The 21,807-nt window shown below is 60.1% G+C and carries 22 protein-coding genes; 8 read left to right on the forward strand and 14 right to left on the reverse strand.

Annotation, left to right across the window (positions count from 1 at the left end):
• The first annotated feature begins 65 nt into the window (after window positions 1-65).
• Window positions 66-1,016: an FAD:protein FMN transferase gene (locus ABLV52_RS04760; protein WP_023289523.1), complete on the forward strand. Its 951-nt coding sequence runs from the start codon at window positions 66-68 to the stop codon at window positions 1,014-1,016.
• Here ABLV52_RS04760 and dcuR read toward each other — a convergent pair.
• On the reverse strand, window positions 997-1,716 hold the full coding sequence (gene dcuR / locus ABLV52_RS04765) for a two-component system response regulator DcuR (RefSeq protein WP_023289524.1): 720 nt from the start codon (window positions 1,714-1,716) through the stop codon (window positions 997-999). The two genes, ABLV52_RS04760 and dcuR, sit on opposite strands and share 20 nt — an antisense overlap.
• Complete coding sequence (locus tag ABLV52_RS04770; RefSeq protein ID WP_348890075.1) at window positions 1,713-3,329, reverse strand: sensor histidine kinase; 1,617 nt, start codon at window positions 3,327-3,329, stop codon at window positions 1,713-1,715. Before ABLV52_RS04770 ends, dcuR begins: the two co-directional genes overlap by 4 nt.
• A gap of 155 nt (window positions 3,330-3,484) precedes the next feature.
• On the opposite strand from ABLV52_RS04770, the gene ABLV52_RS04775 reads away from it, so the two are divergent.
• The 4 genes from ABLV52_RS04775 to ABLV52_RS04790 all read left to right on the forward strand — a co-directional run bounded on the left by ABLV52_RS04775 (window position 3,485) and on the right by ABLV52_RS04790 (window position 7,927).
• Complete coding sequence (locus ABLV52_RS04775; protein ID WP_032452722.1) at window positions 3,485-3,805, forward strand: hypothetical protein; 321 nt, start codon at window positions 3,485-3,487, stop codon at window positions 3,803-3,805.
• 199 nt (window positions 3,806-4,004) lie between these two features.
• Window positions 4,005-4,925: an N-acetylmuramic acid 6-phosphate etherase gene (locus ABLV52_RS04780; RefSeq protein ID WP_023289527.1), complete on the forward strand. Its 921-nt coding sequence runs from the start codon at window positions 4,005-4,007 to the stop codon at window positions 4,923-4,925.
• Between the two features lie 307 nt (window positions 4,926-5,232).
• On the forward strand, window positions 5,233-6,843 hold the full coding sequence (gene mqo, locus ABLV52_RS04785) for a malate dehydrogenase (quinone) (protein ID WP_135734263.1): 1,611 nt from the start codon (window positions 5,233-5,235) through the stop codon (window positions 6,841-6,843).
• Window positions 6,844-7,000: 157 nt separating this feature from the next.
• Window positions 7,001-7,927, forward strand: coding sequence for a LysR substrate-binding domain-containing protein (locus ABLV52_RS04790; RefSeq protein ID WP_023289529.1), 927 nt, complete (start codon window positions 7,001-7,003; stop codon window positions 7,925-7,927).
• On the opposite strand, the gene mdcH is transcribed toward ABLV52_RS04790, so the two are convergent.
• The 9 genes from mdcH to ABLV52_RS04835 all read right to left on the reverse strand — a co-directional run bounded on the left by mdcH (window position 7,917) and on the right by ABLV52_RS04835 (window position 16,231).
• Window positions 7,917-8,819, reverse strand: coding sequence for a malonate decarboxylase subunit epsilon (gene mdcH, locus ABLV52_RS04795; RefSeq protein WP_348890078.1), 903 nt, complete (start codon window positions 8,817-8,819; stop codon window positions 7,917-7,919). The genes ABLV52_RS04790 and mdcH overlap by 11 nt on opposite strands.
• On the reverse strand, window positions 8,819-9,436 hold the full coding sequence (locus tag ABLV52_RS04800) for a malonate decarboxylase holo-ACP synthase (RefSeq protein ID WP_032452725.1): 618 nt from the start codon (window positions 9,434-9,436) through the stop codon (window positions 8,819-8,821). Before ABLV52_RS04800 ends, mdcH begins: the two co-directional genes overlap by 1 nt.
• A gap of 3 nt (window positions 9,437-9,439) precedes the next feature.
• Complete coding sequence (locus ABLV52_RS04805; protein WP_044522774.1) at window positions 9,440-10,399, reverse strand: AEC family transporter; 960 nt, start codon at window positions 10,397-10,399, stop codon at window positions 9,440-9,442.
• Window positions 10,400-10,535: 136 nt separating this feature from the next.
• Window positions 10,536-11,336, reverse strand: a complete 801-nt coding sequence (gene mdcE / locus ABLV52_RS04810; RefSeq protein WP_086076203.1) for a biotin-independent malonate decarboxylase subunit gamma — start codon at window positions 11,334-11,336, stop codon at window positions 10,536-10,538.
• Window positions 11,336-12,169, reverse strand: a complete 834-nt coding sequence (locus tag ABLV52_RS04815) for a biotin-independent malonate decarboxylase subunit beta (protein WP_023289534.1) — start codon at window positions 12,167-12,169, stop codon at window positions 11,336-11,338. The genes mdcE and ABLV52_RS04815 overlap by 1 nt, the downstream gene beginning before the upstream one ends.
• The gene (mdcC, locus tag ABLV52_RS04820; protein ID WP_023289535.1) at window positions 12,162-12,461 is read right to left on the reverse strand and encodes a malonate decarboxylase acyl carrier protein; all 300 of its coding nucleotides are present in this window, start codon (window positions 12,459-12,461) and stop codon (window positions 12,162-12,164) included. The genes ABLV52_RS04815 and mdcC overlap by 8 nt, the downstream gene beginning before the upstream one ends.
• A gap of 17 nt (window positions 12,462-12,478) precedes the next feature.
• Entirely contained in the window at window positions 12,479-13,321 is an 843-nt protein-coding gene (locus ABLV52_RS04825) for a triphosphoribosyl-dephospho-CoA synthase (RefSeq protein WP_048297445.1), read from the reverse strand.
• On the reverse strand, window positions 13,321-14,976 hold the full coding sequence (gene mdcA, locus ABLV52_RS04830) for a malonate decarboxylase subunit alpha (RefSeq protein WP_348890079.1): 1,656 nt from the start codon (window positions 14,974-14,976) through the stop codon (window positions 13,321-13,323). Before mdcA ends, ABLV52_RS04825 begins: the two co-directional genes overlap by 1 nt.
• Before the next feature lie 220 nt (window positions 14,977-15,196).
• Window positions 15,197-16,231 carry an AI-2E family transporter gene (locus tag ABLV52_RS04835; protein ID WP_023289538.1) on the reverse strand — a complete coding sequence of 345 codons (1,035 nt, stop codon included), beginning with the start codon at window positions 16,229-16,231 and terminating at the stop codon, window positions 15,197-15,199.
• A gap of 442 nt (window positions 16,232-16,673) precedes the next feature.
• Here ABLV52_RS04835 and kpnE point away from each other — a divergent pair, with 442 nt between their 5' ends.
• Window positions 16,674-17,036 carry a multidrug efflux SMR transporter subunit KpnE gene (gene kpnE / locus ABLV52_RS04840; RefSeq protein ID WP_032452729.1) on the forward strand — a complete coding sequence of 121 codons (363 nt, stop codon included), beginning with the start codon at window positions 16,674-16,676 and terminating at the stop codon, window positions 17,034-17,036.
• Window positions 17,023-17,352: a multidrug efflux SMR transporter subunit KpnF gene (kpnF, locus tag ABLV52_RS04845; RefSeq protein ID WP_023289540.1), complete on the forward strand. Its 330-nt coding sequence runs from the start codon at window positions 17,023-17,025 to the stop codon at window positions 17,350-17,352. Before kpnE ends, kpnF begins: the two co-directional genes overlap by 14 nt.
• A gap of 55 nt (window positions 17,353-17,407) precedes the next feature.
• Here the strand turns inward: kpnF and ABLV52_RS04850 are convergent, their stop codons facing one another.
• The gene (locus tag ABLV52_RS04850) at window positions 17,408-17,497 is read right to left on the reverse strand and encodes an ArsR family transcriptional regulator (RefSeq protein ID WP_258315333.1); all 90 of its coding nucleotides are present in this window, start codon (window positions 17,495-17,497) and stop codon (window positions 17,408-17,410) included.
• Between ABLV52_RS04850 and ABLV52_RS04855 the strand changes: the two genes are divergently transcribed.
• Complete coding sequence (locus ABLV52_RS04855) at window positions 17,457-19,613, forward strand: bifunctional diguanylate cyclase/phosphodiesterase (RefSeq protein ID WP_186977652.1); 2,157 nt, start codon at window positions 17,457-17,459, stop codon at window positions 19,611-19,613. The two genes, ABLV52_RS04850 and ABLV52_RS04855, sit on opposite strands and share 41 nt — an antisense overlap.
• Here the strand turns inward: ABLV52_RS04855 and ABLV52_RS04860 are convergent, their stop codons facing one another.
• Together ABLV52_RS04860 and asr are read right to left on the reverse strand one after the other, a co-directional pair.
• Complete coding sequence (locus ABLV52_RS04860) at window positions 19,614-20,426, reverse strand: serine protease (RefSeq protein ID WP_023289542.1); 813 nt, start codon at window positions 20,424-20,426, stop codon at window positions 19,614-19,616. It abuts the gene before it with no gap.
• 942 nt (window positions 20,427-21,368) lie between these two features.
• Window positions 21,369-21,788: an acid resistance repetitive basic protein Asr gene (asr, locus tag ABLV52_RS04865; protein ID WP_004206052.1), complete on the reverse strand. Its 420-nt coding sequence runs from the start codon at window positions 21,786-21,788 to the stop codon at window positions 21,369-21,371.
• Between the last annotated feature and the right edge of the window lie 19 nt (window positions 21,789-21,807).

The raw sequence follows: 21,807 nt of genomic DNA on the forward strand, positions 1-21,807 counted from the left end.
CACGCCATTGTTGATGCCGGGCCGGCGCTGTCGCCGCCCGGCTTACCCCTACTAAGGAGAGCCCGATGTCTGATAACCGCGTCTATAGCTACTCCGCCGTTCTGATGGGTTCTCCCATCCTGCTCAAACTCTGCTCCCATGATGAGGCGCTGGCCTCCCGCGTATTTCAGTTAATCAAGCGCTACGAAGATCTGCTTACCGTTAACCGCGCCGAGTCCCAGGTGATGGATATCAACCACGCCGCCGGACGTCACCCGGTGACCGTCAGCCGCCCGGTCTTTCAGCTCATTCAGTGCGCCAAAGCCGCCAGCATGGTGCGCGACAGCGCCTTTAACCTCGCGATTGGGCCGCTGGTGAAGCTGTGGCGGATTGGCTTTCAGGGACACAGCGTGCCTGACGCCGGCGAAATCAGGGCCCGGCTGGCGCTGACCCGCCCGCAGGAGGTGATCCTTGATGAGGCAACCTGCAGCGTGTTTCTTCAGCAGCCGGGGATGGAGCTGGATCTTGGGGCGATCGCCAAAGGCTATATCGCTGACCGGGTGCGTGATTATCTGCGTCAGCAGCAGGTGGAAAGGGCGCTGATCAACCTCGGCGGCAATGTGCATACCCTCGGCGAATGGGCTATTGGCCTGAAAAAACCGTTTGCCGATGCGCAGGCGCTGATCGGCTCCCTGACGGTCAACGGACAGTCGGTAGTCACCTCGGGCACCTACGAACGTTATTTCGAGCAGGACGGCAAGCGCTGGCACCATATTCTCGACCCGCGCAGCGGTTACCCGCTGGACAACGAACTCGACAGCGTCACGGTGATTTCCAGCGATTCTTTAGACGGCGATATCTGGACCACGCTGCTGTTCGGCCTCGGCGTCGAGAAAGGCTGCGCAGCGTTGCGTCAGCGGCAGGATATCGACGCGATTTTCGTCACCAAAAATCGCGACATTATACTGTCATCGCCGCAGCGCTTGCGCTTTGCGTCGCTGGACAGCGGCTACCGCGTTACTGACTGTACTGCTTAAGCAAACTGTACTGTTCGGCCACCAGGCGGTAGCGATAGACTGGCCGCCCGGTGGCGCCGTAGTGGATAGTGGTATAGAGAATATTGATCTGCGCCAGCCAGATCAGATACTTGCGGCAGGAAACACGGGAGATATTCACCGCCGCCGCCAGCTCATCGGTAGAGAATTCAACGTCCGGGTGAGCGTCAATCCACTGGCACAGGGTGCGCAGGGTTTGCGCGGTGAGCCCCTTGGGCAGCTTGCGCGCGTCGCTGGCCTCCGGCGCGCCGCCGTGCAGCAGGCGGTCAACGTCGGCCTGCTCGTAATAGGGTTGACCGGTTATCAGCTTGCGCTTCTCCCGCCAGGTGGTGAGCGCCTCTTCAAAACGGGGAAACTGGAAAGGTTTAATCAGGTAATCGACCACTCCGTAATGCATGGCGGTCTGCACCGTGGCGGCATCCGCCGCCGAGGTGATCATGATGACGTCGATGGCGCGCCCCGATTTACGGATAGTCGGCAGCAGATCGAGCCCGCTGTCCTGCTGCATATAGACATCCAGCAGCACCAGATCGATCTCCAGCTGCGGATCGTTAATCATCTCCCGGGCTTGACTGAGCGTCGAGGCGCTCCCGCTGCAACGAAAGCCGGGAACCCTTGCCACGTACAGGCGATTCAGTTCGGCCACCATGGCATCATCGTCAACAATCAACACATTTATCACGCACGTTTCCTTTTACTATCCCAGGGGAGATGAACAAAAAATTGGGTAAATACGCCGGGTTCCGACTCGACGGCGAGGGTGCCGCCCAGCTCGCGTAATTGCTGGTTGGCGAGAAACAGCCCGACGCCGCGATTTTCGCCTTTGGTGGAGAAGCCTTTGTTAAAGATAGCGTCGATGTTGTTTTCCGGGATCCCCGGCCCGTCGTCGCTCACTTCACCGCTTAGCCAGCCGTCCTGATAGTGCAGCAGCAGGCCGATTTCGCCCTCCGCCTGACCGCTCATGGCGTCCAGCGCGTTCTCGATAAGGTTGCCCAGCACCGTCACCAGCACGGTGACCTGCTTCTCATTCGGGCAATCCGGCACCAGGCTCTCTTCCGCCAGCTTAAGGGTAAAGCCGCACTCGGTGGCGCGCTGCATTTTACTTATCAGAAAGCCGGCCACCACCGGGGATTTAATGCGGTGCTGAATATCGCCGATGTCCGCCTGGTAGCGGTGGGCGGTCTGCAGCACGTACTCCTCGAGTTTGCCATAGCTTTTCATATTCAGCAGGCCGAGGATCACGTGCAGTTTGTTCATAAACTCATGTGAGGTGGTGCGCAGGGCATCCACATAGCTCATCATGCCGTCCAGCCGCTGCAGCAGCTGGCTGACTTCGGTCTTATCGCGGAAGGTACAGATGGCGCCGACCACCGCCTCCTGGCTGCGGATAGGCACCGTGTTGCTGATGAGCAACAGGCCATTGCACCCCAGCTCGCGGTCGTACATCGGCTCGCCGCTGTGCAAAACCGTCTGCAGGTCGGCGAGCAGCGGGGTATGCGCGAGGGTCTTGTCCGGCCCGGAAAAGAGAATCTCGCGCGCCGCCGGGTTGATCAGGTTAACCTCACCATGGGCATCGACGGCCACCACCCCCTCCTTGAGGGCGTGAAGCATGGCCTGACGCTGCTGAAACTGAGTGGAGATTTCGTGCGGCTCCAGCCCCAGCAGGACGCGCTTCAGGCCGCGCACCAGGCTCCAGGTGCCGATGGCGCAGACCAGCGCGCTGAACAGGATGGTCAGCAGCACGTCCCAGCGGCTGTTGGCGATCTGCTCGTCCACTTTACTCAGCGAAATGCCGACCACCACCACGCCAATCTGCTGATGCTGGTCGTTGAACACCGGGGTAAACACTCGCAGCGCCGGGGCCAGCACCCCGTGGTTAATGGCCACGTTCTCTTTTCCCTGCAGCGTCGGCTGGATATCGTGGCCGATGAAGGGTTTGCCAATAATTGAGCTGTCCGGATGCGAATAGCGAATACCGTGCATATCGGTGACGATAGCGTACAGCAGGTCGTTGCGCCGGGTGATGGCCTGCGCCAGCGGCTGAATAATCTGCTGCTGCGGCGGCGCCGCCAGTCCGCGCTTCACCTGCGGCATATCAGCCATGGTGCGCGCCACCGCCAGCGCGGTCTCTTTCAGGCCGTCGCGGGTGGCATTGCTGATCTGCGTATACCACAGGGCATAGACCAGCAGCAGCACGGCGCCGATTACGCTGCCAATCATCAAGGAGACGGCGGTACTCAGCTTTAGCGGTAAGGCGCGTTGACGAACGCGAGGCGGGTGCTCTGATGCCTTCATGACGATCCCGGATAGATTCAGTGAACGATTATTATCGCTGATAGCGCGGCATTCATAAAGCCGTGTAATCAAAGCAAAAGGCCGCTTTTGCTACGGTAGCCTCGGCCCGTCCACGATAAACTGTCGCTTTTCGCCACAGGCTTAAGGCAGACATGATGGAACTGGCATCTCTGGTCCGGGATATCCTCCGGCAACAGCACGTTGAACGACTGACGCAGCATCGTGAACAGGACCGTGAAGCGGAAGCAGAGTGGGAGATCGCGCGCTGGCGGCATCGCAGCGGGGTGGTGATCCAGCACCGCTATGAGCTCGAGCTTCCGCAACAGGATGCCGCCTCCTGCCCGGAGTGCTGGATCGACTGGCAGGTTATCGATAGCGCCGGCCTGGAGGTGAAGCCAATGCGCAAACAATTTTATAACCTCTGTCAGCAAACCTTCTGGCTGGCCATGCAGGCGGAAGGCGAAGATAAGACCTGATACAGGATTGCTCAGATAATCGGCAATTGCCCGTGAACGGGCGATCGGGACGGTAAACTGTGACCCCGACGGCGGTAAAGCGCGGAAGATTCCCCTTATAGTGGCGACAGAGGTTAAATAGTCCTGATGAATATAAGGATATGCATCAGGCCGCTGATTTCGCCGAGATGCGCTTTTTCTGTCGTAAATGGAGGTTGTTATGAGCAGTTCGCTAACCGCGTCAATGCAGGCACGTCGTCACCCGGATACCACCCACATCGATCGCCTCGCCACCGCCGACATGCTGGCGATGCTGCATCAGGATGATAAGCAGATATCGGAGGCGGTCGGCGCCTGTCTGCCGGATATCGCCCGGTTGATTGATATCGCCACCGCGACAATGAGCCGGGGAGGGCGTCTGGTCATTATCGGCGCCGGGGAATCAGGCCGCACGGCAGTCCAGGCGGTCAGCGACTACTCTCCGGAAGGCAAACACGCGCTGGTGGGGCTGATTGCCGGTGGCCAGACGGCGGCGATGGCCGAGCGGGAGACCGCGGCGAATAATTACGATCTTGGCGCCTTCGAGCTGCAGTCGCTGGACTTTTCCAGCCACGATATGCTGCTGGCGCTGACCGTTAGCGGCAAGACCCCGTGGGTCTGGGGGGCGATGCGCCACGCCTGGTCGCTGGGGGCCCCGATCGCGGTGGTGACCCAGCAGGCGGCCAGCGAGGCGGCGCAGCTGGCGGATATTGTTATTGCTCCGCAGACCGGGCCGGAAGCGGTGGCGGGTTTGACCAATCCGAAGGCCCGGCTGGCCCAGCGGCAGATCCTTAACATGGTGTCGACGGGCCTCGCTATCCGTGACGGCCGGGTGTACAGCAACCTGCGGGTGGATCTGCAGGCTGACACTCCGCACTGGGCGGAGCGGCAGGTGGCGATTGTCATGGCGGCCACCGACTGCACGCGCAGCGAAGCAAAAGCCGCGCTGACCAGCTGCCACCACCATTGCCGCACCGCGATCCTGATGCTGCTCAGCGGGCTGGACGCCTGGCACGCGCGGGAGCTGCTGACCAAACATCACGATCATCTGCGTCTTGCCCTGCGCGAAGCCCAGCGCAGCGCTGTCACTCCCGCCCATTAAGCCTGTCGCCAGGCGCGCGCCAACGGTGTGCGCGTCTGGACTTTATTAACTAAAGAAACCCCTCTTTTCTATTTTTCCCGGCAATTGCGCTGAATTTTCAGCCATAATTTTACGGCGGCTCTTATTTTTTTCACCGCTCTGATTTTTTAAGTTAAATAATTATTTGATTAAAAATGCGAGAGTGTAAATGATATTTTAAAATAAAGTAAAAGTGCGTTAATATGCTGCCTCTTATTACCGTGTGCTACGTGATAATTCTATTATGCCTGCAATGAAAAAAACGATTATTTCCTTTACCGCATTAGCGATGTTCGTCAGCGCGGCGACGCATGCTGAAGCGGATACCTCTAAAAAAACTGACTTCCTGCTGATTGGCGGCGGGATCATGAGCGCCTCGCTTGGCACCTGGTTGCAGGCGCTGCAGCCGGACTGGGACCTGACGATGGTGGAGAAACTGGACGGCGTGGCCCTGGAATCTTCCAACGGCTGGAATAACGCCGGTACCGGTCACTCGGCGAATATGGAGCTGAACTATACGCCGGAGCGGGCGGACGGATCGATTGACGTCAGCAAAGCGCTGGATATTAACGAACAGTTTATGATCTCCCGTCAGTTCTGGTCGGCACAGGTGAAGCGCGGTATTTTGCACGATCCGCACTCCTTTATTAATTCCACGCCGCATATGAGTTTCGTCTGGGGCGATAATGTCGACTATCTACAGAAGCGTTATACCGCGCTGCAGCAGACCACCTTATTCCAGGGGATGAAATTCTCCACCGACCACGCGCAAATTAAACAGTGGGCGCCGCTGGTGATGGAAGGCCGCGATCCGCAGCAGAAAGTCGCTGCCACCTGGACGCCGGTCGGTACCGACGTGAACTACGGCGAAATCACCCGTCAGCTAATCGGCAGCCTGAAGAAAAACAGCCATTTCACCCTGCAAACCTCCTCTGAGGTCACCGATTTCAAACGCAATGCCGATAACTCCTGGCACGTGACCATTAAGAACGTGCAGAGCGGGGAAGCGCAGACTATTGACGCGAAATACGTCTTTATCGGCGCCGGCGGCGGCGCGCTGAAGCTGCTGCAGAAAACCGGTATTCCGGAAGCGGACAACTATGCTGGCTTCCCGGTGGGCGGTTCGTTCCTGATGACCGAGAACCCGGCGGTCACCGCGCAGCACCTCGAGAAAGTGTATGGCCAGGCTTCGGTCGGCGCGCCGCCGATGTCGGTACCGCACCTTGACGCCCGCTACCTGGATGGCAAGCGCGTGGTGCTGTTTGGGCCGTTCGCCACCTTCTCGACCAAGTTCCTGAAAAACGGATCCTTCTTCGACCTGTTGAGCACCACCACCACTGACAACGTGTTGCCGATGACCCACGTCGGACTCGATAACTTCGACCTGGTGAAATATCTCGTCAGCCAGGTGATGCTCAGCGATGATGACCGCTTCGCCGCGCTGAAAGAGTACTACCCGGACGCGCGTAAAGAGGACTGGAAGTTGATCCAGGCCGGCCAGCGCGTGCAGATCATTAAGAAAGACGCAGAGAAGGGCGGCGTGCTGAAACTGGGTACCGAAGTGGTGGTCGATCAGCAGAAAACCATTTCCGCGCTGCTCGGCGCGTCGCCGGGGGCTTCCACCGCCGCGCCGATCACCCTCAATGTGCTCAAGCAGATGTTCCCGACGCAGTTTAACTCGCCGGAGTGGCAGACCCGTATCCACCAGATCGTGCCGAGCTACGGCCAGAAGCTGAACGGTAACGTGGCGCTGACCCAGCAGGTTTGGGATGATACCGCCGCGACCCTGCAGCTGACGAAACCGCCGGTGATCCAGATGCCAGCGGCTGCGCCCACCGCGACCGCGAAGCCGGCGGAGCCGCAGCGCGACGCCTCGCCGCAGCACGATATGGCGCTGTAAAAGCAAACTCGATAGAGAACAAAAGGGAAGACCACGGTCTTCCCTTTTTTGCGTTCCTTGCCGGCCTAAGCCGCTCTCTGCCTGCAACTTTGCCGTCATAAACGATATACTGATTTGAATTGAAAAAAGAAAAGCAAATCAGGAGCGTGGAAGGGCTATGCAAGACGATATCAACCAGGAGATCACCTTCCGCAAGCTGTCGGTCTTTATGATGTTTATGGCGAAGGGCAATATCGCCAGAACCGCCGAAGCGATGAAGCTTAGCAGCGTCAGCGTTCACCGCGCGCTGCATACCCTGGAAGAGGGGGTGGGCTGCCCGCTGTTTGTCCATAAAGGGCGCAATCTGCTGCCGCTGCAGGCGGCGTGGACGCTGCTGGAATATTGTCAGGATGTGATGAGTCTGATGAGCCGCGGCCTTGAGGCGACGCGCAAAGTCGCCGGCGTCGGCCAGGGGCGGCTGCGCATCGGCACCCTCTATTCCCTGACCCTGGAAACCGTCCCGCGCATTATCATGGGTATGAAGCTGCGTCGCCCGGAGCTGGAGCTGGATCTCACCATGGGCTCTAACCAGATGCTGCTGGATATGCTGGAAGATGACGCTCTCGACGCTATCCTGATCGCCACCAATGAAGGGGAGTTCAACAATACCGCTTTCGACGTGGTGCCGCTGTTTGAGGACGATATCTTTCTCGCCGCCCCGGCGACAGCGCAGCTGGATAGCACACAGCTTGCTGACCTGCGCGATTACGCCGACCGGAAATTCGTCTCGCTGGCGGAGGGGTTCGCCACCTATGCCGGGTTCCGGGAAGCGTTTCATATCGCTGGCTTCGAGCCGACGATCGTCACCCGGGTGAATGACATCTTTTCGATGATTAGCCTGGTGCAGGCGGGCGTCGGGTTTGCGCTGCTGCCGGGGCGGATGAAAAAAGTCTATGAAAAAGATGTACAGCTGTTAAAGCTGGCGGAACCGTACCAGATGCGCCAGCTGATCTCGATTGTCTATTCACACCATCGCGAACGCGATGCCGACCTGCTGGCGCTGGCGGCGGAAGGGAGAATGTACGCCCGGAGCCTTAATCGCTAAGCCGCTGCGCCAGATGGCGGGCGACGTCCGCGCCGCTGCGTTCCAGCGAGAGGGTCTCCCCGCGCCAGCCCGCCTGGCGGGTCAGGCAGGTCAATACCCCGCCGGGGGGCATCTCAATGGCTAAGCGCGCGTCGCGCTCATCGGCGGCGATCATCGCCTCCTGCCAGTGGACAGTGCGCGCCATGTTCATCGCCAGATCGTCGGCGATCCGCTGGGGATCCCACAGCACGCGCGCCGTCGAGCCGCTTAAATAGGCGCATTGCGGGCGCGTTAAGGTCACGTCGGCAAAGGCTGTTGCCAGCGCGGCGGCGGGTTTATCCAGCAGCGCGCAGTGCGACGGGACGCTGACCGCCAGCCGCTGCGCCTTACTGGCGCCCGCCTGCAGCGCCAGCTGCGCCACCTCGGCCATGGCTTCATCGCGTCCGGCGATCACGATCTGCGTTTCGGCGTTCAGGTTGGCAAGATAGACCTCGTGACCCTGCATCAGCGCCTCAACCCGCGGGCGGGTCAGGCCCATGATCGCCGTCAGCCCGTAACCTTCGGGATAGGCCTGCTCCATAAGATCGCCGCGCAGGGCCACCAGGCGCAGCGCGCTGGCGAAATCGAGCGCGCCGGCAATCACCGCTGCGGGAAAGGCGCCGATGGACAGGCCGCTGACCATCTGCGGATTGACGCCCTGGCGCTGTAGCTCGCGCGCCCAGGCTACCCCGGCGATCAGCAGGCAGAGCTGGACCGCACGGGTATGTTTTAGCGATCCGGCGCTATCGAGGGCCTCGACTTCATTCCCCAGCACGGCGCGCGCCTGGCTGAGGATCGCTTCGCGGTCGGGGATAGCCGCCAGCATGCCGGGACGCTGGGCACCCTGTCCGGGAAAAGTAAACAAAATCTTCATCATTCCTCCCTGCGCCACGGCGCAGCGGTTAAGCGCGCGCCGCGGGACGTTTTCAGCAGCGCTCGCCCATCGCGTAGCCACTCATTGAGGGCGAAGGCGCCGTATGGCGTTTCGACCTGGGTATCGGCGCGGCACGGGAGCTGGGCCACCCGGGACTGCCATTCCAGCAGCGCCTCGCGGGCCAGCGGCTGCGGGGCGCGGATCAGTAGATCCAGATCGCTTGCCGCATGGAGTACCGGGATTTCGGTCGCCAGCGCGTAGCCGGTGCTGCCGGTGACGCCCCAGCGCCAGGGCCAGTCGCCCAGCGTCAGGGCGATGGCCGCCTGGACCGGCGGCTGCGAAACAAAAGGGGAGCCCAGCAGGCGCTCGCGCTCCACCAGCATCTCCGGGGTGACGCTGCGCACGATATTGTGCGCCTGTACCCAGCCGGCGGCGCGCTGTTCGCGCTTCATGCCCCGCACCCCAACCGGGATGCGGGCCTGGCCGTCAACATCGCGCCTCACCACCACCGGCAGCGCGGCTCGCCACTGCTGAGCCACCCACGGCTCGACAACATCTTCCAGGGCGCTGGCGTGGTTTAACCACACTAAATCGTGGGGACGCGGTGTTGATGACATGGTTTACAGTCCTGAAGTCAAAGAGATAAATAGCGGTAGCGACAGGATACACAGAACCGAGCTCAACAGCAGCACGGCTTCAGCATCCGGGGACTGCACGCCGAAGCGGTTGCCGAAGACCACGCCGAAGAAGCCGGCGGCCAGGGCAATCATCAGGATCGCGGTGATGGCGATGGCGCCGTGCAGACCCAGCAGCATCACCAGTCCCCAGGCGATAAACGGCTGCACCAGCAGTTTCACGATGGTGGAGGTGGCGATCAGCGCATTGAGCTGCAGTTTACGCGCCGAGAGGATCACCCCGGTGAGGAACAGCGCCGCGGCGGTGGCGGCCAGGCCCAGCGGTTTGATGGCGGCCAGCAGCAGGTCCGGCATTTTAATGCCGATAGCGGAAAGCACCACCCCGAGCAGCGGGCCCCAGACGATCGGCTTTTTCACCGAACGCCACATCAGCACCGGCAGCATCGCCAGCGTAGAACCGGTGGTTTCCCCCGCGGCGCGGGCTTTTTCACGTTCCAGAATCAGCAGGCAGAAGGGGGTCATCAGTACCGAACCGCAGGCGATAGAGACCGCCACCGACAGCGAAGTCGATGCGCCTTCGCCGAGCACGCTGCCGAGGATCGGCAGGCCCAGCGCGGCATAGTTCGGCAGGGCGACGGTGAGGGTCAGCACCGCGGCATCCTGCGGGGTGCGTTTGAAGACGCTGGTGGCGAGGAAGTAAATCCCGGCGTAGGTGATCCACATCGCGCCAGTGAGCACCAGCACCAGCGGCGACTGGGCGACGATACCGGCCCACGGAGTTTGCACCGTGGCGCTGAACAGCGTAGCGGGTAAGGCAAAGTCCATTACAAAGATATTGAGCAGGGAGACATTTTTGTTATCTACCATCCCGGCCTTACCGGCCCAGAAGCCCAGCAGCATAATGACGAAAATCGGGGCAAGAGCATGAATAATCACATAAGTCATAAATCACCTGTAAATAAAATAGAGTACTGGCGCGATTGTTATTTTTTCTAAAAGCCGTCCCTACCCGGCGCGGTTATTACGCGCTCCGGGGGACGGCTTCCGGCAGATTTTCTTCTACTACTTACGTACGAACGTGTTACCAGCTGGCGCGCATCAGGTCGCGGACCCGCTGCGAGCTGCGGCGGTTTTCCGCACCCAGGCGGCACTTCAGCGAGGGATCCTGGCGCGCGTCAGCGATGGCGTCGCGCAGGGTGTGGCTGACCAGCGCCAGATCGTGGTCGTCAGGGGCGTCCGGATGGCTGATGTCAAGCAGAGCGGAGAGCAGGCCGAGCGTGGCGTAGTTGCTGACGTCATAGGCCATCGGCGGGATGGTCGCCGCCAGTTTCTCCAGCGCCTCCACGCTGCGCAGGGTAATGCGCGCGGCCGACGCTTTACCCATCGCGTGGACCAGTACGCCGCTGTCGTTAAAGGCGATCAGACGGTTGGCCTGGTAGCCGTGGGCCAGAAACGCCCCGGACATCGCTTTGCCGACGATCAGGCCAATCACCGGGTGGCCGGCCAGACGGGCTTTGGCGTAGGCGCCTGCCGCTCCGGCCAGCGCCTGGTGAATACCAAAGGCTTCTTCGCGACGGCCATAGGCCTGGCTGGGGACATCGATAACCGCGATAATCGGGCGCTTTACCGTTTTATCGGCATCGGCGTCGAGGGTTTCGTTGACCACTTTTGCCAGCGTCCAGCCTTCGAGCAGGCCGACTTCGCCACCGGCGGCGCGCGGGTAGTGGTTATTGGCGTCAGGCACTACGGCGATAAAACGCACCTTTTCGCCATTAAGCTGGCCGTCTGCCACCTGCACGGAAGGGCACAGGCCGCTCATCAGCGGCGCCTCGGGTGCCAGTTTGTTCAGCCATAGCGCGGCGCGGTTTGGGAACTGACTCATTATTTTTCCTCCCGGGCAAAAAGCTGTTTAATCTGCGCGGTATCCGCCTGCTGGCGGGTGTCGAACTGGCTCAAACGGCGCAGATAGTCGTCATAATTGTCGCTGCGGTGCTGCGCCGGTACGCCTTTGGCGATCGCTTCGTTCATCGCGGTTTTGACGGCCTTGACGCCATCGTTAACCAGCGCGTCGACCAGGCCGCTGGCGGCGCGAATTTCGCCGCCGGTCATGCTCCAGATAAACGGCCGGTTACGCGAGTCGTACTCTTCAATGCCGGCTTCCTGCTCGATAACCTGCGGGCCGTTGAGGCCGAGACGGGCTTCTCGGGTGACGATGAGATAGCTGCACAGCGCGGCGGCGATGGACATGCCGCCGAAGCAGCCGACGGTGCCAGCGATGATGCCGACTACCGGGGTGTAGCGGCGCAGATCGACAATCGCGGCGTGAATATCGGCGATGGCGGCCAGGCCAAGGTTGGCCTCCTGTAGCCGGACGCCGCCGGTTTCCAGGCACAGGACCGCCTGCGTCGGAATACCGTTGCGGTTATCCTCCGCCGCCAGCTCCAGCGCGGCGGCCATTTTGGCGCCGGAGACTTCGCCCATACTGCCGCCCTGGAAGGTGCCTTCGATGGCAATCACCACCGCCGGCTGGCCGTTGATAGCGCCTTTGGCGACCACCATACCGTCGTCGGACTGTGGGACAATGCCCTGCGCGCCGAGCCACGGCGACATAATGCCGTCAAACGGATCCAGTAGTTCGCGGTAGCTGCCGTCGTCCAGCAGTGCGTGGGCGCGTTCGCGAGCGCGCAGTTCGATAAAGCTGCGATCGTTACGCATGAGCGGCCTCCTCAAAGACTTGTTCGATACGAATACGGGCGACGCCCGGCGTGGCGCCGAAGTCGTGAATAACCAACTGCCCGGCGGGCAGGCCGTTGATCAGGCTCAGCCGGTCGAACAGCGCCTGCCAGCGCGCCTGGCTGTTATCCACCGAGGTGGTAATTTGCACGCTGAGCGTATCGCTTCCGGCGGCGGTATAGAGCACTTCCATATCGCCTGAACCTACAACCCCTGCCAGCGCTCGGCCGCGGAGGGCGCGGCTGGCAGGAAATGACAATGTAATCTGTTCCATAACATCCTCTGAATGCGTTAGCCGGCAACCCGGTCGAGAAACAGGGTGGCGGCAAGGAGATCGGCGGCGCCGCCCGGCGAGGCGTTGTGCGCCAGCATCTGCGCGTCAAGCCGCGCCAGGGCGGCGCGTCCGGCGACGCTGGCGCACCCGCCGGCCGCCAGCACCGCGCGGGCGCCCTGCTGCATGGTCTGCAGGCCGGTCATGCCGGCGCGCGACAGCACGCAGGTATCGCTCAGCGAGGTCATGATGGCCATCAGCGCGTCAAGTCGCGCCTGCGGCTCGCTGGCGCCCCGGGCGCGGCTTTGCTGTAACTGCGGCAGCGCCAGGGCGGTGATATGCGGGAAACCGCGCTGCGCCTCTTCGCGCGCGCCCGGCACCTGCCAGCGGCGGCAGGCGCGTAGCCCTTTACTGAAGCTTTTCGGCGCCAGGCCGTCGGGCAGACGGGCGAGGGCGGCGGCGGTGTCGGCGATCGCCTGTGAATGACCCGCTCCCCCCAACATCGCTACCGCGCTGACCAGCAGCCCCAGCGCCCAGATGGCGCCGCGGTGGGTGTTGACCCCGCCGGTGGCCTGCATCATCTGCGCTTCGCCTTCCCGGCCGAGGCGGCCGACGGTTTCGCGCAGCGCGATATCCGCCGGGCGGCGCCAGCTTTGCTGGGCCAGCGCGTGGAAGGTCGGCTGCAGGCTGCGGGCGGAGCGTTCCATCAGCGCCAGCGTGAGGTCCTGATGCGCGCCGCTGCCGCGGCTGTCGACCAGACCCGGTTTCGGGCTCAGACGGGCTTCGTCAATCAGACAGGCGCTGGCGGTATCCGCCAGCCAGCTGACGCGGCTTTCTGCGTGCAGGGGGGAGAGAATTTTCATTACCAGCTCCGGAATTTTGCCGGTGGGTTGTACAGTCCGTCGGACCATTCCACCAGGTCGGCGACGCTGCCGGCGGCCAGCAGCGAACGGGTGGCCTCGCTACGGCGAATGCCGAGATCTTCCGGGTAAACCACTTTGCCGCTCTGACGCAGGGCAGCCACGCGTTTCGCGTCCACTCCGAGACCGATGTCGGTGATCCCGGCTACGGCGGCGACCATCGCCCGGCGCTCTTCCAGGCTTTCCGCACGATACAGGTAGGCGATACCCTCTTCGGTCAGCACGTGGGTGACGTCATCGCCGTAAATCATCACCGGCGCCAGCGGCATGCCGGAGGTTTTGGCGACGTCGACCGCGTCGAGGGTCTCAACAAAGGTCGGCTTCACCCCGGCCTGAAAGGTTTCGACCATCTGCACCACCAGTTTTTTACCGCGCTGCATGGGGTCTGGCTCGGTGATCATATTGAGCCAGGCAGGGGTGGCGTGGCGGCGGCCGTGCGGATCGTGGCCCATGTTCGGCGCGCCGCCGAAGCCGGAAAGGCGGCCGCTGGTGACGGTCGAGGAGTTAGCCAGACCATCAACCTGCAGGGTCGAACCGATAAACATATCCACCGCGTACTGCCCCGCCAGCTGGCAGAAGGCGCGGTTGGAGCGCATGGAGCCGTCCGGGCCGGTAAAGAAGATATCCGGACGGGCGCGGATGTACTCTTCCATCCCCAGCTCGCCGCCGAAGCAGTGCACGCTCTCCACCCAGCCGCTCTCGATCGCCGGGATCAGCGTCGGATGCGGGTTCAGGGTCCAGTGTTTACAGATTTTGCCTTTCAGACCGAGCTGTTCGCCGTAAGTCGGCAGCAGCAGTTCGATGGCGGCGGTGTTGAAGCCGATCCCGTGGTTGAGGGACTGCACCTGATGCTCGGCGTAGATGCCCTTGATCGCCATCATCGCCATCAGAATGTGCTCTTGCTTAATCAGGCGCGGGTCGCGGGTGAACAGCGGTTCAATAAAGAACGGCTTGTCGGCGACCACCACGTAATCAATCCACGAGCCGGGAATATCGACGCGGGGCAGATCGCACTCGTCGTCCACCAGTTCGTTAACCTGGGCGATAACAATACCGTCGTGGAAGGCGGCGGCTTCCACCAGCGCCGGGGTATCTTCGGTACTCGGCCCGGTATACAGGTTACCTTTACGGTCGGCTTTGTAGCCGGCGATCAGCGCGACGTTGGGCGACAGATCGACGTACAGGCGGGAGTAGAGTTCGATATAGGTATGAATGGCGCCGATTTCTAGCAGGCCATCTTCCAGCAGCTGCGAAATGCGCAGGCTTTGGGTACCGGAGAAGGAGAAATCGAGTTTGCGGGCGATACCTTTTTCAAACAGGTCCAGATGCTCGCTGCGACCGACGCTCGGCATGATCATATGCAGATCGTGGATTTTCTGCGGATTGACTTCCGCCAGCATGCGGGAGAGGAAATCGGCCTGCTTCTGGTTGTTGCCTTCCAGCACCACCCGGTCGCCAGGGGCGATCAGGTTTTCCAGTACGCTGACCAGCTGGTCAGTGGGGATGACTTTGCCGGGGATGTTGGCCTCGGCCAGCCGCCGCTGCTTTTCCGTCCGGCGACGGTTCCAGACCCGCCCCGTCGTTTGTTCGGCATTCATTATTAACCTCCTGATTCGACAAATCGTTTTGTTTGTCCTGGTGGAGGGTAGTGTGCGATGCGAGGCGCGGAGCATCAATTAAGCACGGCGGCCAATCGTTAGCCTGAGAGTAACAATTGTGATTGGCCCTTTGTGATGAGGATCAATAATACGAAAGGCGTAGTGGTCTACCACAGGTGTCAGGGAGAGGGGGCCGGCCAGTCGCCGGCCCGGGGAAGGGTTACTCTTTGCTCACATCACTTAATAAGAATGCGATGCTCTGGCCGCCGCTGGTCTGCTCGAGGGCGATTTTGACGATGATCGTCAACGGCACCGACAGGAGCATACCGACCGGACCCAGCAGCCAGCCCCAGAAGATCAACGACAGGAATACCACCAGGGTGGAGAGTCCCAGGCCACGCCCCATGATCCGCGGTTCGAGAATATTGCCGAACACCAGGTTAACGATCAGATAGCCGGCCAGCACCACCAGCGCCTCGTACAGACCGCCGAATACCAGGACCTGCAGGATCGGCGGGATGGCCGCCAGCACGGAGCCAATATTGGGAATATAGTTCAGCGCGAAGGCCAGCAGCCCCCACATAAAGGCGAAACGCACGTCCAGCAGAACCAGCATGCCCCAGACCACCAGCCCGGTGACCAGGCTAATCGCGGTCTTCAGCACCAGATAATGCGACACGCTGTCGATGGCGCGCTGAATGGCCCCCATGCCTTCTACCGGGCGGGACATTAGCTGCTGCAGTTTGGCGGGCAGTTGCGGAACCTCCAGCAGCATAAACACCACCGTCAGCAGCAGCAGAAAAATCGAGGACATGGCGTTCGACAGCTGAGTGAGCAGACCGGTGACCAGGGTCATCACGGCGTTGGGGTCGATGTATTTGTTAAGCTCCACCACCGAGACGGTAAAGCCCAGGCGCTGCAGCCAGGGAGCGATGGTTTGCATCGGTTCGTAGAGATAGTTGCGGTACTGCGGCAGGGTGCGCGCCAGCTCGTTAAGCGAAGTCCCCAGCGAGGCCAGCAGCACAACGGCTAACATGACGATAAGGCCGATCAGCAATGAGATCGCCAGCACGCGTGGCACCCGGCAGCGGACCAGCAACTGGACCAGCGGATTAATAATCACCGCCAGAAAAAGCGCGAGTATAAACGGGACAATAATGTCTGCCGCAAAGCGAATGCCGGTCAGGATGATCACCAGCATGCCCAGCATGATGACCATCTTTAATCCGTTAAGTGTAATAATAGGTTTAGCCATAGGATCCCGTCCTCAATCTTCCTTGCCTGTTAACAGGTTGCGTTACATTAGCATAATGACGTTTTTTTTCAGAAAAAACGCATTGCAGCAAAACCGCGGCGTAAAGAATTGCAAAGTCTTTGAATAAAATGTAGCACTATGCTACAAATCTACCTGTGTTTAACTACTGAGGACAATTTTCATCCGCACCGGACGAGAAGCAACACCGCGGATAATTGTAATTTTATGGACAATCAGTTCAGGATGTATATTTTAAATCACCCCGCAGTATCCCTCACTTTTTCCCGTTTTGCCGGCGAACAGCACTGGCATTCGGCGCTATAGTCACCTTCTTTCTGCCTGAGCTGGCGCCAAGCGCACAGCGAAATCTACGTCAGAAATTTTCCTGTTTACGCGTCGCGTAAACGGTAATGGATTATATTCTCAAGCAGGAGAAGGGATCATGTTTTATTGGATTTTATTAGCTTTAGCGATTATTGCTGAAATTACCGGCACCTTGTCGATGAAATGGGCAAGCATTAGCGGTGGGCATACCGGCTTTATTTTAATGCTGGCCATGATTGCCCTGTCATATATTTTTCTCGCCTTTGCGGTTAAAAAAATTGCCCTCGGCGTGGCCTACGCGTTATGGGAAGGGATTGGTATTTTGCTGATCACCCTGTTCAGCGTACTGTTGTTTGATGAAAGCCTGTCGCTGCTGAAAATAGCCGGTCTGACCACCCTGGTGGTGGGGATCGTCTTAATTAAGTCCGGCACCCAGAAAAAAGCGTCGTCGAAGCCGGAGGTGGCTCATGCAGCAGTTTGAGTGGATCCACGCCATCTGGCTGGCTATCGCCATTGTTCTGGAAATTATTGCCAACGTCTTTTTGAAGTTTTCCGACGGTTTCCGCCGCAAGGTCTATGGCATTCTGTCGCTGGCGGCGGTGCTGGGCGCGTTCAGCGCCCTGTCGCAGGCGGTGAAAGGCATCGATCTGTCGGTCGCCTATGCGCTGTGGGGCGGCTTCGGTATCGCGGCGACCATCGCCGCCGGCTGGGTGCTGTTTGGCCAGCGCCTGAATAACAAAGGCTGGGCGGGAGTCATCCTGCTGGTTGCCGGCATGGTGTTAATTAAACTCGCTTGATGTCGCGCCGCCTGCAAAGCCAGGCGGCAAAACGGGTTCGCTGTAGTATGCTTACTCAAGACCGGCCCCGCAGGTATTGTGCCCGGTGACGATGAGGACTGCGCATGCTCACAGCTTTCGGCTGGCGGAAAATTCCTTCCGCCAGGACGTTGTCAATAATGATTTTTCTCGCCGGGCTCGGCCTCACCGCGTCGGTGATCTCCCTGCTTTACCTCTCGCAACACCTCATTGCCAGCAAATCCAATGAAATTGATCAGCAGCGCTCGGTCCTGTCGGTGGAAGGGGCGGTGCAGACCTCGGTCAACCGGGTGCTGTCGCTGGTGCTGGACAATGCCATCTGGGACGATGCGGTGACCCAGACTTACGCTCCCAGCCTGGATCAAAAATGGCTGTACGACTCCTGGGGATCCGGCTTCAAAATCAATAACCTGTATGACGGCACCTTTGTCCTTGATGAACATTATCACATCCTGTGGGGCGCCTTTCAGAGTCAGGTCATGCCCCGGGCAGACCTCTCATTTCTCGGCGCCGGGCTGACCAGCCTGATCCGCTATCATGCACAGGCTCTGCGCGAGGGGAAAAACGCCTTCGCCGGCATCACACGTACCGAGGCCGGGATCGCTTTCGTCGGCATCGGCCTGATACGGCCGACGAGCGGCCGGCTGCAGGTGGCTGACGAGACCCGACGCTATCTGGTCATTACCCGGCACATCAGCCCTCAGCTGCTGGAGCGTTTAGGCGACACCTTCCAGATAAGCCATCTGCATCTCAGCGACGGCCCAGGCGAACACAGGATCCCGCTGCGCACGCAGGGAGGCGAGGTTCTGGGCTATCTGGCGTGGCAGCCGCGTCTGCCCGGCGCCGAAGCGGCCCTGGCCTCGTCAGGCAGTATGCGGCTCATCGCCGGGGTGGCCGCCAGCCTGATCCTGCTGTTTATTCTGTTCAGCAGCCTCGGCATGTATAAGCTGGCCCGCGGCGAACGTCAGGCGCGGGAGATCGCCCTGATTGACTGGCTCAGCCGCCTGCCCAACCGGCGTGCGCTGCTGCTGCGGCTCAGCCAGGTGTGCGACACGAGTAAGCACGATATGCAGTGCGTGGTGTTTATCGATCTGGACGGTTTTAAGGATGTGAATGATAACTATGGCCACGATGTGGGCGATACTCTGATCCGCCATATCGCCAGCGCGCTGCAAAAACGGGTGCCGGCGGGGGCCATGCTGGCAAGAATGGGCGGGGATGAGTTCGCCATGGCGGTGAGCGGCGAACAGGCGATCGACCGGGCCGCGGCGTTCGCCTGGGCGGCGCTGGAGCTGCTTAAAGCGCCGGTGGCGCTGAGTAAACGCACAATTTATATCGGCGCCAGCATCGGCATCGCCAGCGGTACTCCGGCGGAATGCTCCAGTACCGAACTGTTTCGCCGGGCGGATATCGCCATGTACCACGCCAAGAAGAGCGGCAAGGGGCGGACGGCCTGGTATGACGACGCGCTGGATGCCGTGCGACGTCATCAGCTGATGATTGAGAATGGCATCCGTCAGGGGCTGGAGCAGGATGAATTTGAGGTCTGGTATCAGCCGGTGGTCGATGCCGATACGCTGGCGATGACCGGCGTTGAAGCGCTGCTGCGCTGGCCGCGTCGCCCGCAGGGTGCGCTGGCGCCGGATGCGTTTATCGCCATTGCCGAGAGTAGCGGCCTGATTGACACCCTCGGCCAGTTCGTCCTGCAACGCGCCTGCAGCGACCTGCAGCCGGTGGGCGATCTGCTGCTGTCGGTGAACATCTCGCCGGCGCAATTTCGCGATCCGGCGTTTGAAAGCCGGGTGATGGAAACGGTCGCTGCCTGCCGCTTTCCGCCGTCGCGCCTGCAGGTGGAGGTGACGGAGAGTTATGTGCTGGAAAATCCGGAACGTTCGCAGGCGGTGGTGGAGAATCTGAAGGCCCAGGGCATCGCCGTGGCGCTGGACGATTTTGGCACCGGTTACTCCAGCATCGGCTATTTACGCCGCTTTCGCTTTGACAGCCTGAAGATTGACAAATCCCTCGCCGGGCGGGTGGATTGCGATGCGCAGGCGGCGGAGATGGTGCGCGGCACGGTGCGCATCGCCCGCGCGCTGGGGATGACGGTCGTGGCGGAGGGGGTTGAAGATCCGCAACAGCTGGCGCTGCTGCGGCGGGCCGGTTGCGACCGGCTACAGGGCTTTTATTTCAGTAAACCGATGCCGATCGCCGACCTGCTGCAGCGGCGTCGGCAGCAGGAGTAATTACTCTCCGGCCAGCGCCTCCAGCTTATCGCGAAAGCCGGTCACCGCGATGGCGCGGTTGTCCGCCCGCCAGCGATCCTGCGGGCCGGGAGCCGAACTTTGCACGGCGATCACTTGCCAGCCGTCCGCGGTTTTCAGCAGCAGCGGCGAGCCGCTGTCGCCGGGCAGGGTGTCACACTGGTGCGACAGGACGCTGTTTTGCGCCCAGCCGGTGACGATGCAATCCTGATGGCTGTAAAGATTGTCCAGATGATCTTCAGGATAACCTGACTGGGTCACTTTCCGGTCCGCCGCCTTCAGCGCGGCGGTTAACTCGGCCTTACTGCCGGGGAAGAGCGGGATCGGCGTGATGCCCGAGGGAGCATAGCGCAGCACGATCAGGCCAAAATCCGAGGGCGCCGCGGCGGAGGGAACGATCCAGCCGTCACCGTCGGCTTTCAGACGCTTGCCTAATCCGGGATCCACGCGTCCGTCAATGCCGTGGATCTCATACACCCAGTTACCCTTGCGGGAAATAAAGCGCAGAGCGACCGCTTTGTCCGGCTTGCCGCGCGGGGGCGTTAACAGGCAGTGGCCCGCGGTCAGCGCCAGGTTGGGGGAGATGAGCGTCGCCGTGCACAGATTGCCGCTGGCGGTCTCCAGCTGGCCAATCGCGTCCCACGGACTCTCCTCCGGGCGGCTCACCGCTTTACGCTCATCGTGGCCGAAAAACAACGTCTTAATATCTTTGGCGCTCAGTCCGCTATCTTCGGCATGTGCGCCCAGAGGTAACAGATAAAATGAACACAGTAATAACAGAACGTCTCTACGCATATCACTCTCTGGGGGAGGCTATGATGTCTATTGACAGTAGCAGGAGATTTAAGTTTTTGAAAGTAAACAATAATTCTAATCAGGCCAAACGGCATGTCTCATCTGCGCGCGACGGGCTCTGGCGCGGGTAAAACCTTCTGATTTCAATCGGTTAATACCATTAACCTTCTGCTGCTATTTCCGCAGAAAGCACGGTCTGGCGCAAGCACATTCGTGTATCAGAACGTACTGAAATTGGCGAATAATGCAGCAATACCTCTTTGAGGTTATTCCTGGTTTGGCAGCATAATGCGCAAAAATAATACTTTTACCCGCCAGAACTTCACCAGAATTCGCACTTCTTTACGCCTCACGTAATTATTTTCAATGCGAAACATTTTCTCACCGAAAACGTTGTTACCGTCACCCGGCCGTTGAGTAAATAGAGAGGTAATACCGGCGATGATAGCCTGAATTCTATTTCCCCGGCGTTCGGAGGGTATATGTCTAAAAAAGGTATTCGCGCACTGGTCTATGTTTCCCTGGTCTCGGTGGCCATCTGGGGCGCAACCGGCTATCTGGTGATGGAAGCGGTACGTGCGATGTGATGAGTCTGGCCGCCGCGTGGGGGCCAGGCGCGCGATGGTGTATTGCTAACGTGTCTGGCGTCTTCGGGCGCCGGGCATGATTTTCGCCGCTGGCAGCGGCAGGGTAAAAGAGAGTGATAAGGGTGGGCAACAATATTCGCGCGACATTCACCTTGCGGGAAGTCTGAGCCAGGCGGCAAAACGGGAGAGAAAGGCGAAATGATTAATAGAGGAAAAAGCGGGTCGCAACCACTGCGCAAATGATTAACAGGATCAGGATGAGCTCAAAACGATAACGCCGCAGCATAGTGCTCTCCAGAAAAAACGGCGCTGAAGCAGCGCCGATTATTTAAGAAGGTTGGTTCACCGGGAGGAATTAGGCTGCCGGCTGTGCAGCAGGTTTAGCGGCCTGGTGTTTGGTGGTTTTGTGGTGTTTTTTCGCTGCCTGAGCTTTCTGGGCTACCGGTTTAGCGGCAGCTTTGTGGTGCTTTTTCGCGGCCTGGGCTTTCTGCGGAGCGGCGGGTTTGGCTTCTGCTTTTTTGTGTTTTTTAGCGGCCTGGGCTTTCTGGGCAGCGGCTGGTTTAGCTTCTGCTTTCTTGTGTTTTTTGGCAGCCTGAGCTTTCTGCTCTGCAGCTGGTTTGGCCGCGGCTTTATGGTGTTTTTTGTGATGGGTGGTCTTGGCAGCAGTGCTGTGGGTAGCAGCTGGCGCCTGAGTGGTGCTTACTGCGTCAGCAGCGAAAGCGGCGGAAGAGAGACCCATAGCAGCGGCAACGACCAGAGCTAATACTTTTTTCATTCTGATATCCTCGAAAAGT

Origin of the sequence: Klebsiella sp. GB_Kp056 (assembly GCF_040064755.1) — a bacterium.
GTDB lineage: Bacteria > Pseudomonadota > Gammaproteobacteria > Enterobacterales > Enterobacteriaceae > Klebsiella > Klebsiella quasipneumoniae.

Excerpts from the sequence above, each read along its gene's own strand:
- ABLV52_RS04760 (WP_023289523.1), top strand. The coding sequence starts at position 66 with ATGTCTGATAACCGCGTCTATAGCTACTCCGCCGTTCTGATGGGTTCT.
- ABLV52_RS04770 (WP_348890075.1), bottom strand. The coding sequence starts at position 3,329 with ATGAAGGCATCAGAGCACCCGCCTCGCGTTCGTCAACGCGCCTTACCG.
- ABLV52_RS04775 (WP_032452722.1), top strand. The coding sequence starts at position 3,485 with ATGGAACTGGCATCTCTGGTCCGGGATATCCTCCGGCAACAGCACGTT.
- ABLV52_RS04780 (WP_023289527.1), top strand. The coding sequence starts at position 4,005 with ATGAGCAGTTCGCTAACCGCGTCAATGCAGGCACGTCGTCACCCGGAT.
- mqo (WP_135734263.1), top strand. The coding sequence starts at position 5,233 with ATGTTCGTCAGCGCGGCGACGCATGCTGAAGCGGATACCTCTAAAAAA.
- ABLV52_RS04790 (WP_023289529.1), top strand. The coding sequence starts at position 7,001 with ATGCAAGACGATATCAACCAGGAGATCACCTTCCGCAAGCTGTCGGTC.
- mdcH (WP_348890078.1), bottom strand. The coding sequence starts at position 8,819 with ATGAAGATTTTGTTTACTTTTCCCGGACAGGGTGCCCAGCGTCCCGGC.
- ABLV52_RS04800 (WP_032452725.1), bottom strand. The coding sequence starts at position 9,436 with ATGTCATCAACACCGCGTCCCCACGATTTAGTGTGGTTAAACCACGCC.
- ABLV52_RS04805 (WP_044522774.1), bottom strand. The coding sequence starts at position 10,399 with ATGACTTATGTGATTATTCATGCTCTTGCCCCGATTTTCGTCATTATG.
- mdcE (WP_086076203.1), bottom strand. The coding sequence starts at position 11,336 with ATGAGTCAGTTCCCAAACCGCGCCGCGCTATGGCTGAACAAACTGGCA.
- ABLV52_RS04815 (WP_023289534.1), bottom strand. The coding sequence starts at position 12,169 with ATGCGTAACGATCGCAGCTTTATCGAACTGCGCGCTCGCGAACGCGCC.
- mdcC (WP_023289535.1), bottom strand. The coding sequence starts at position 12,461 with ATGGAACAGATTACATTGTCATTTCCTGCCAGCCGCGCCCTCCGCGGC.
- ABLV52_RS04825 (WP_048297445.1), bottom strand. The coding sequence starts at position 13,321 with ATGAAAATTCTCTCCCCCCTGCACGCAGAAAGCCGCGTCAGCTGGCTG.
- mdcA (WP_348890079.1), bottom strand. The coding sequence starts at position 14,976 with ATGAATGCCGAACAAACGACGGGGCGGGTCTGGAACCGTCGCCGGACG.
- ABLV52_RS04835 (WP_023289538.1), bottom strand. The coding sequence starts at position 16,231 with ATGGCTAAACCTATTATTACACTTAACGGATTAAAGATGGTCATCATG.
- kpnE (WP_032452729.1), top strand. The coding sequence starts at position 16,674 with ATGTTTTATTGGATTTTATTAGCTTTAGCGATTATTGCTGAAATTACC.
- kpnF (WP_023289540.1), top strand. The coding sequence starts at position 17,023 with ATGCAGCAGTTTGAGTGGATCCACGCCATCTGGCTGGCTATCGCCATT.
- ABLV52_RS04855 (WP_186977652.1), top strand. The coding sequence starts at position 17,457 with ATGCTCACAGCTTTCGGCTGGCGGAAAATTCCTTCCGCCAGGACGTTG.
- ABLV52_RS04860 (WP_023289542.1), bottom strand. The coding sequence starts at position 20,426 with ATGCGTAGAGACGTTCTGTTATTACTGTGTTCATTTTATCTGTTACCT.
- asr (WP_004206052.1), bottom strand. The coding sequence starts at position 21,788 with ATGAAAAAAGTATTAGCTCTGGTCGTTGCCGCTGCTATGGGTCTCTCT.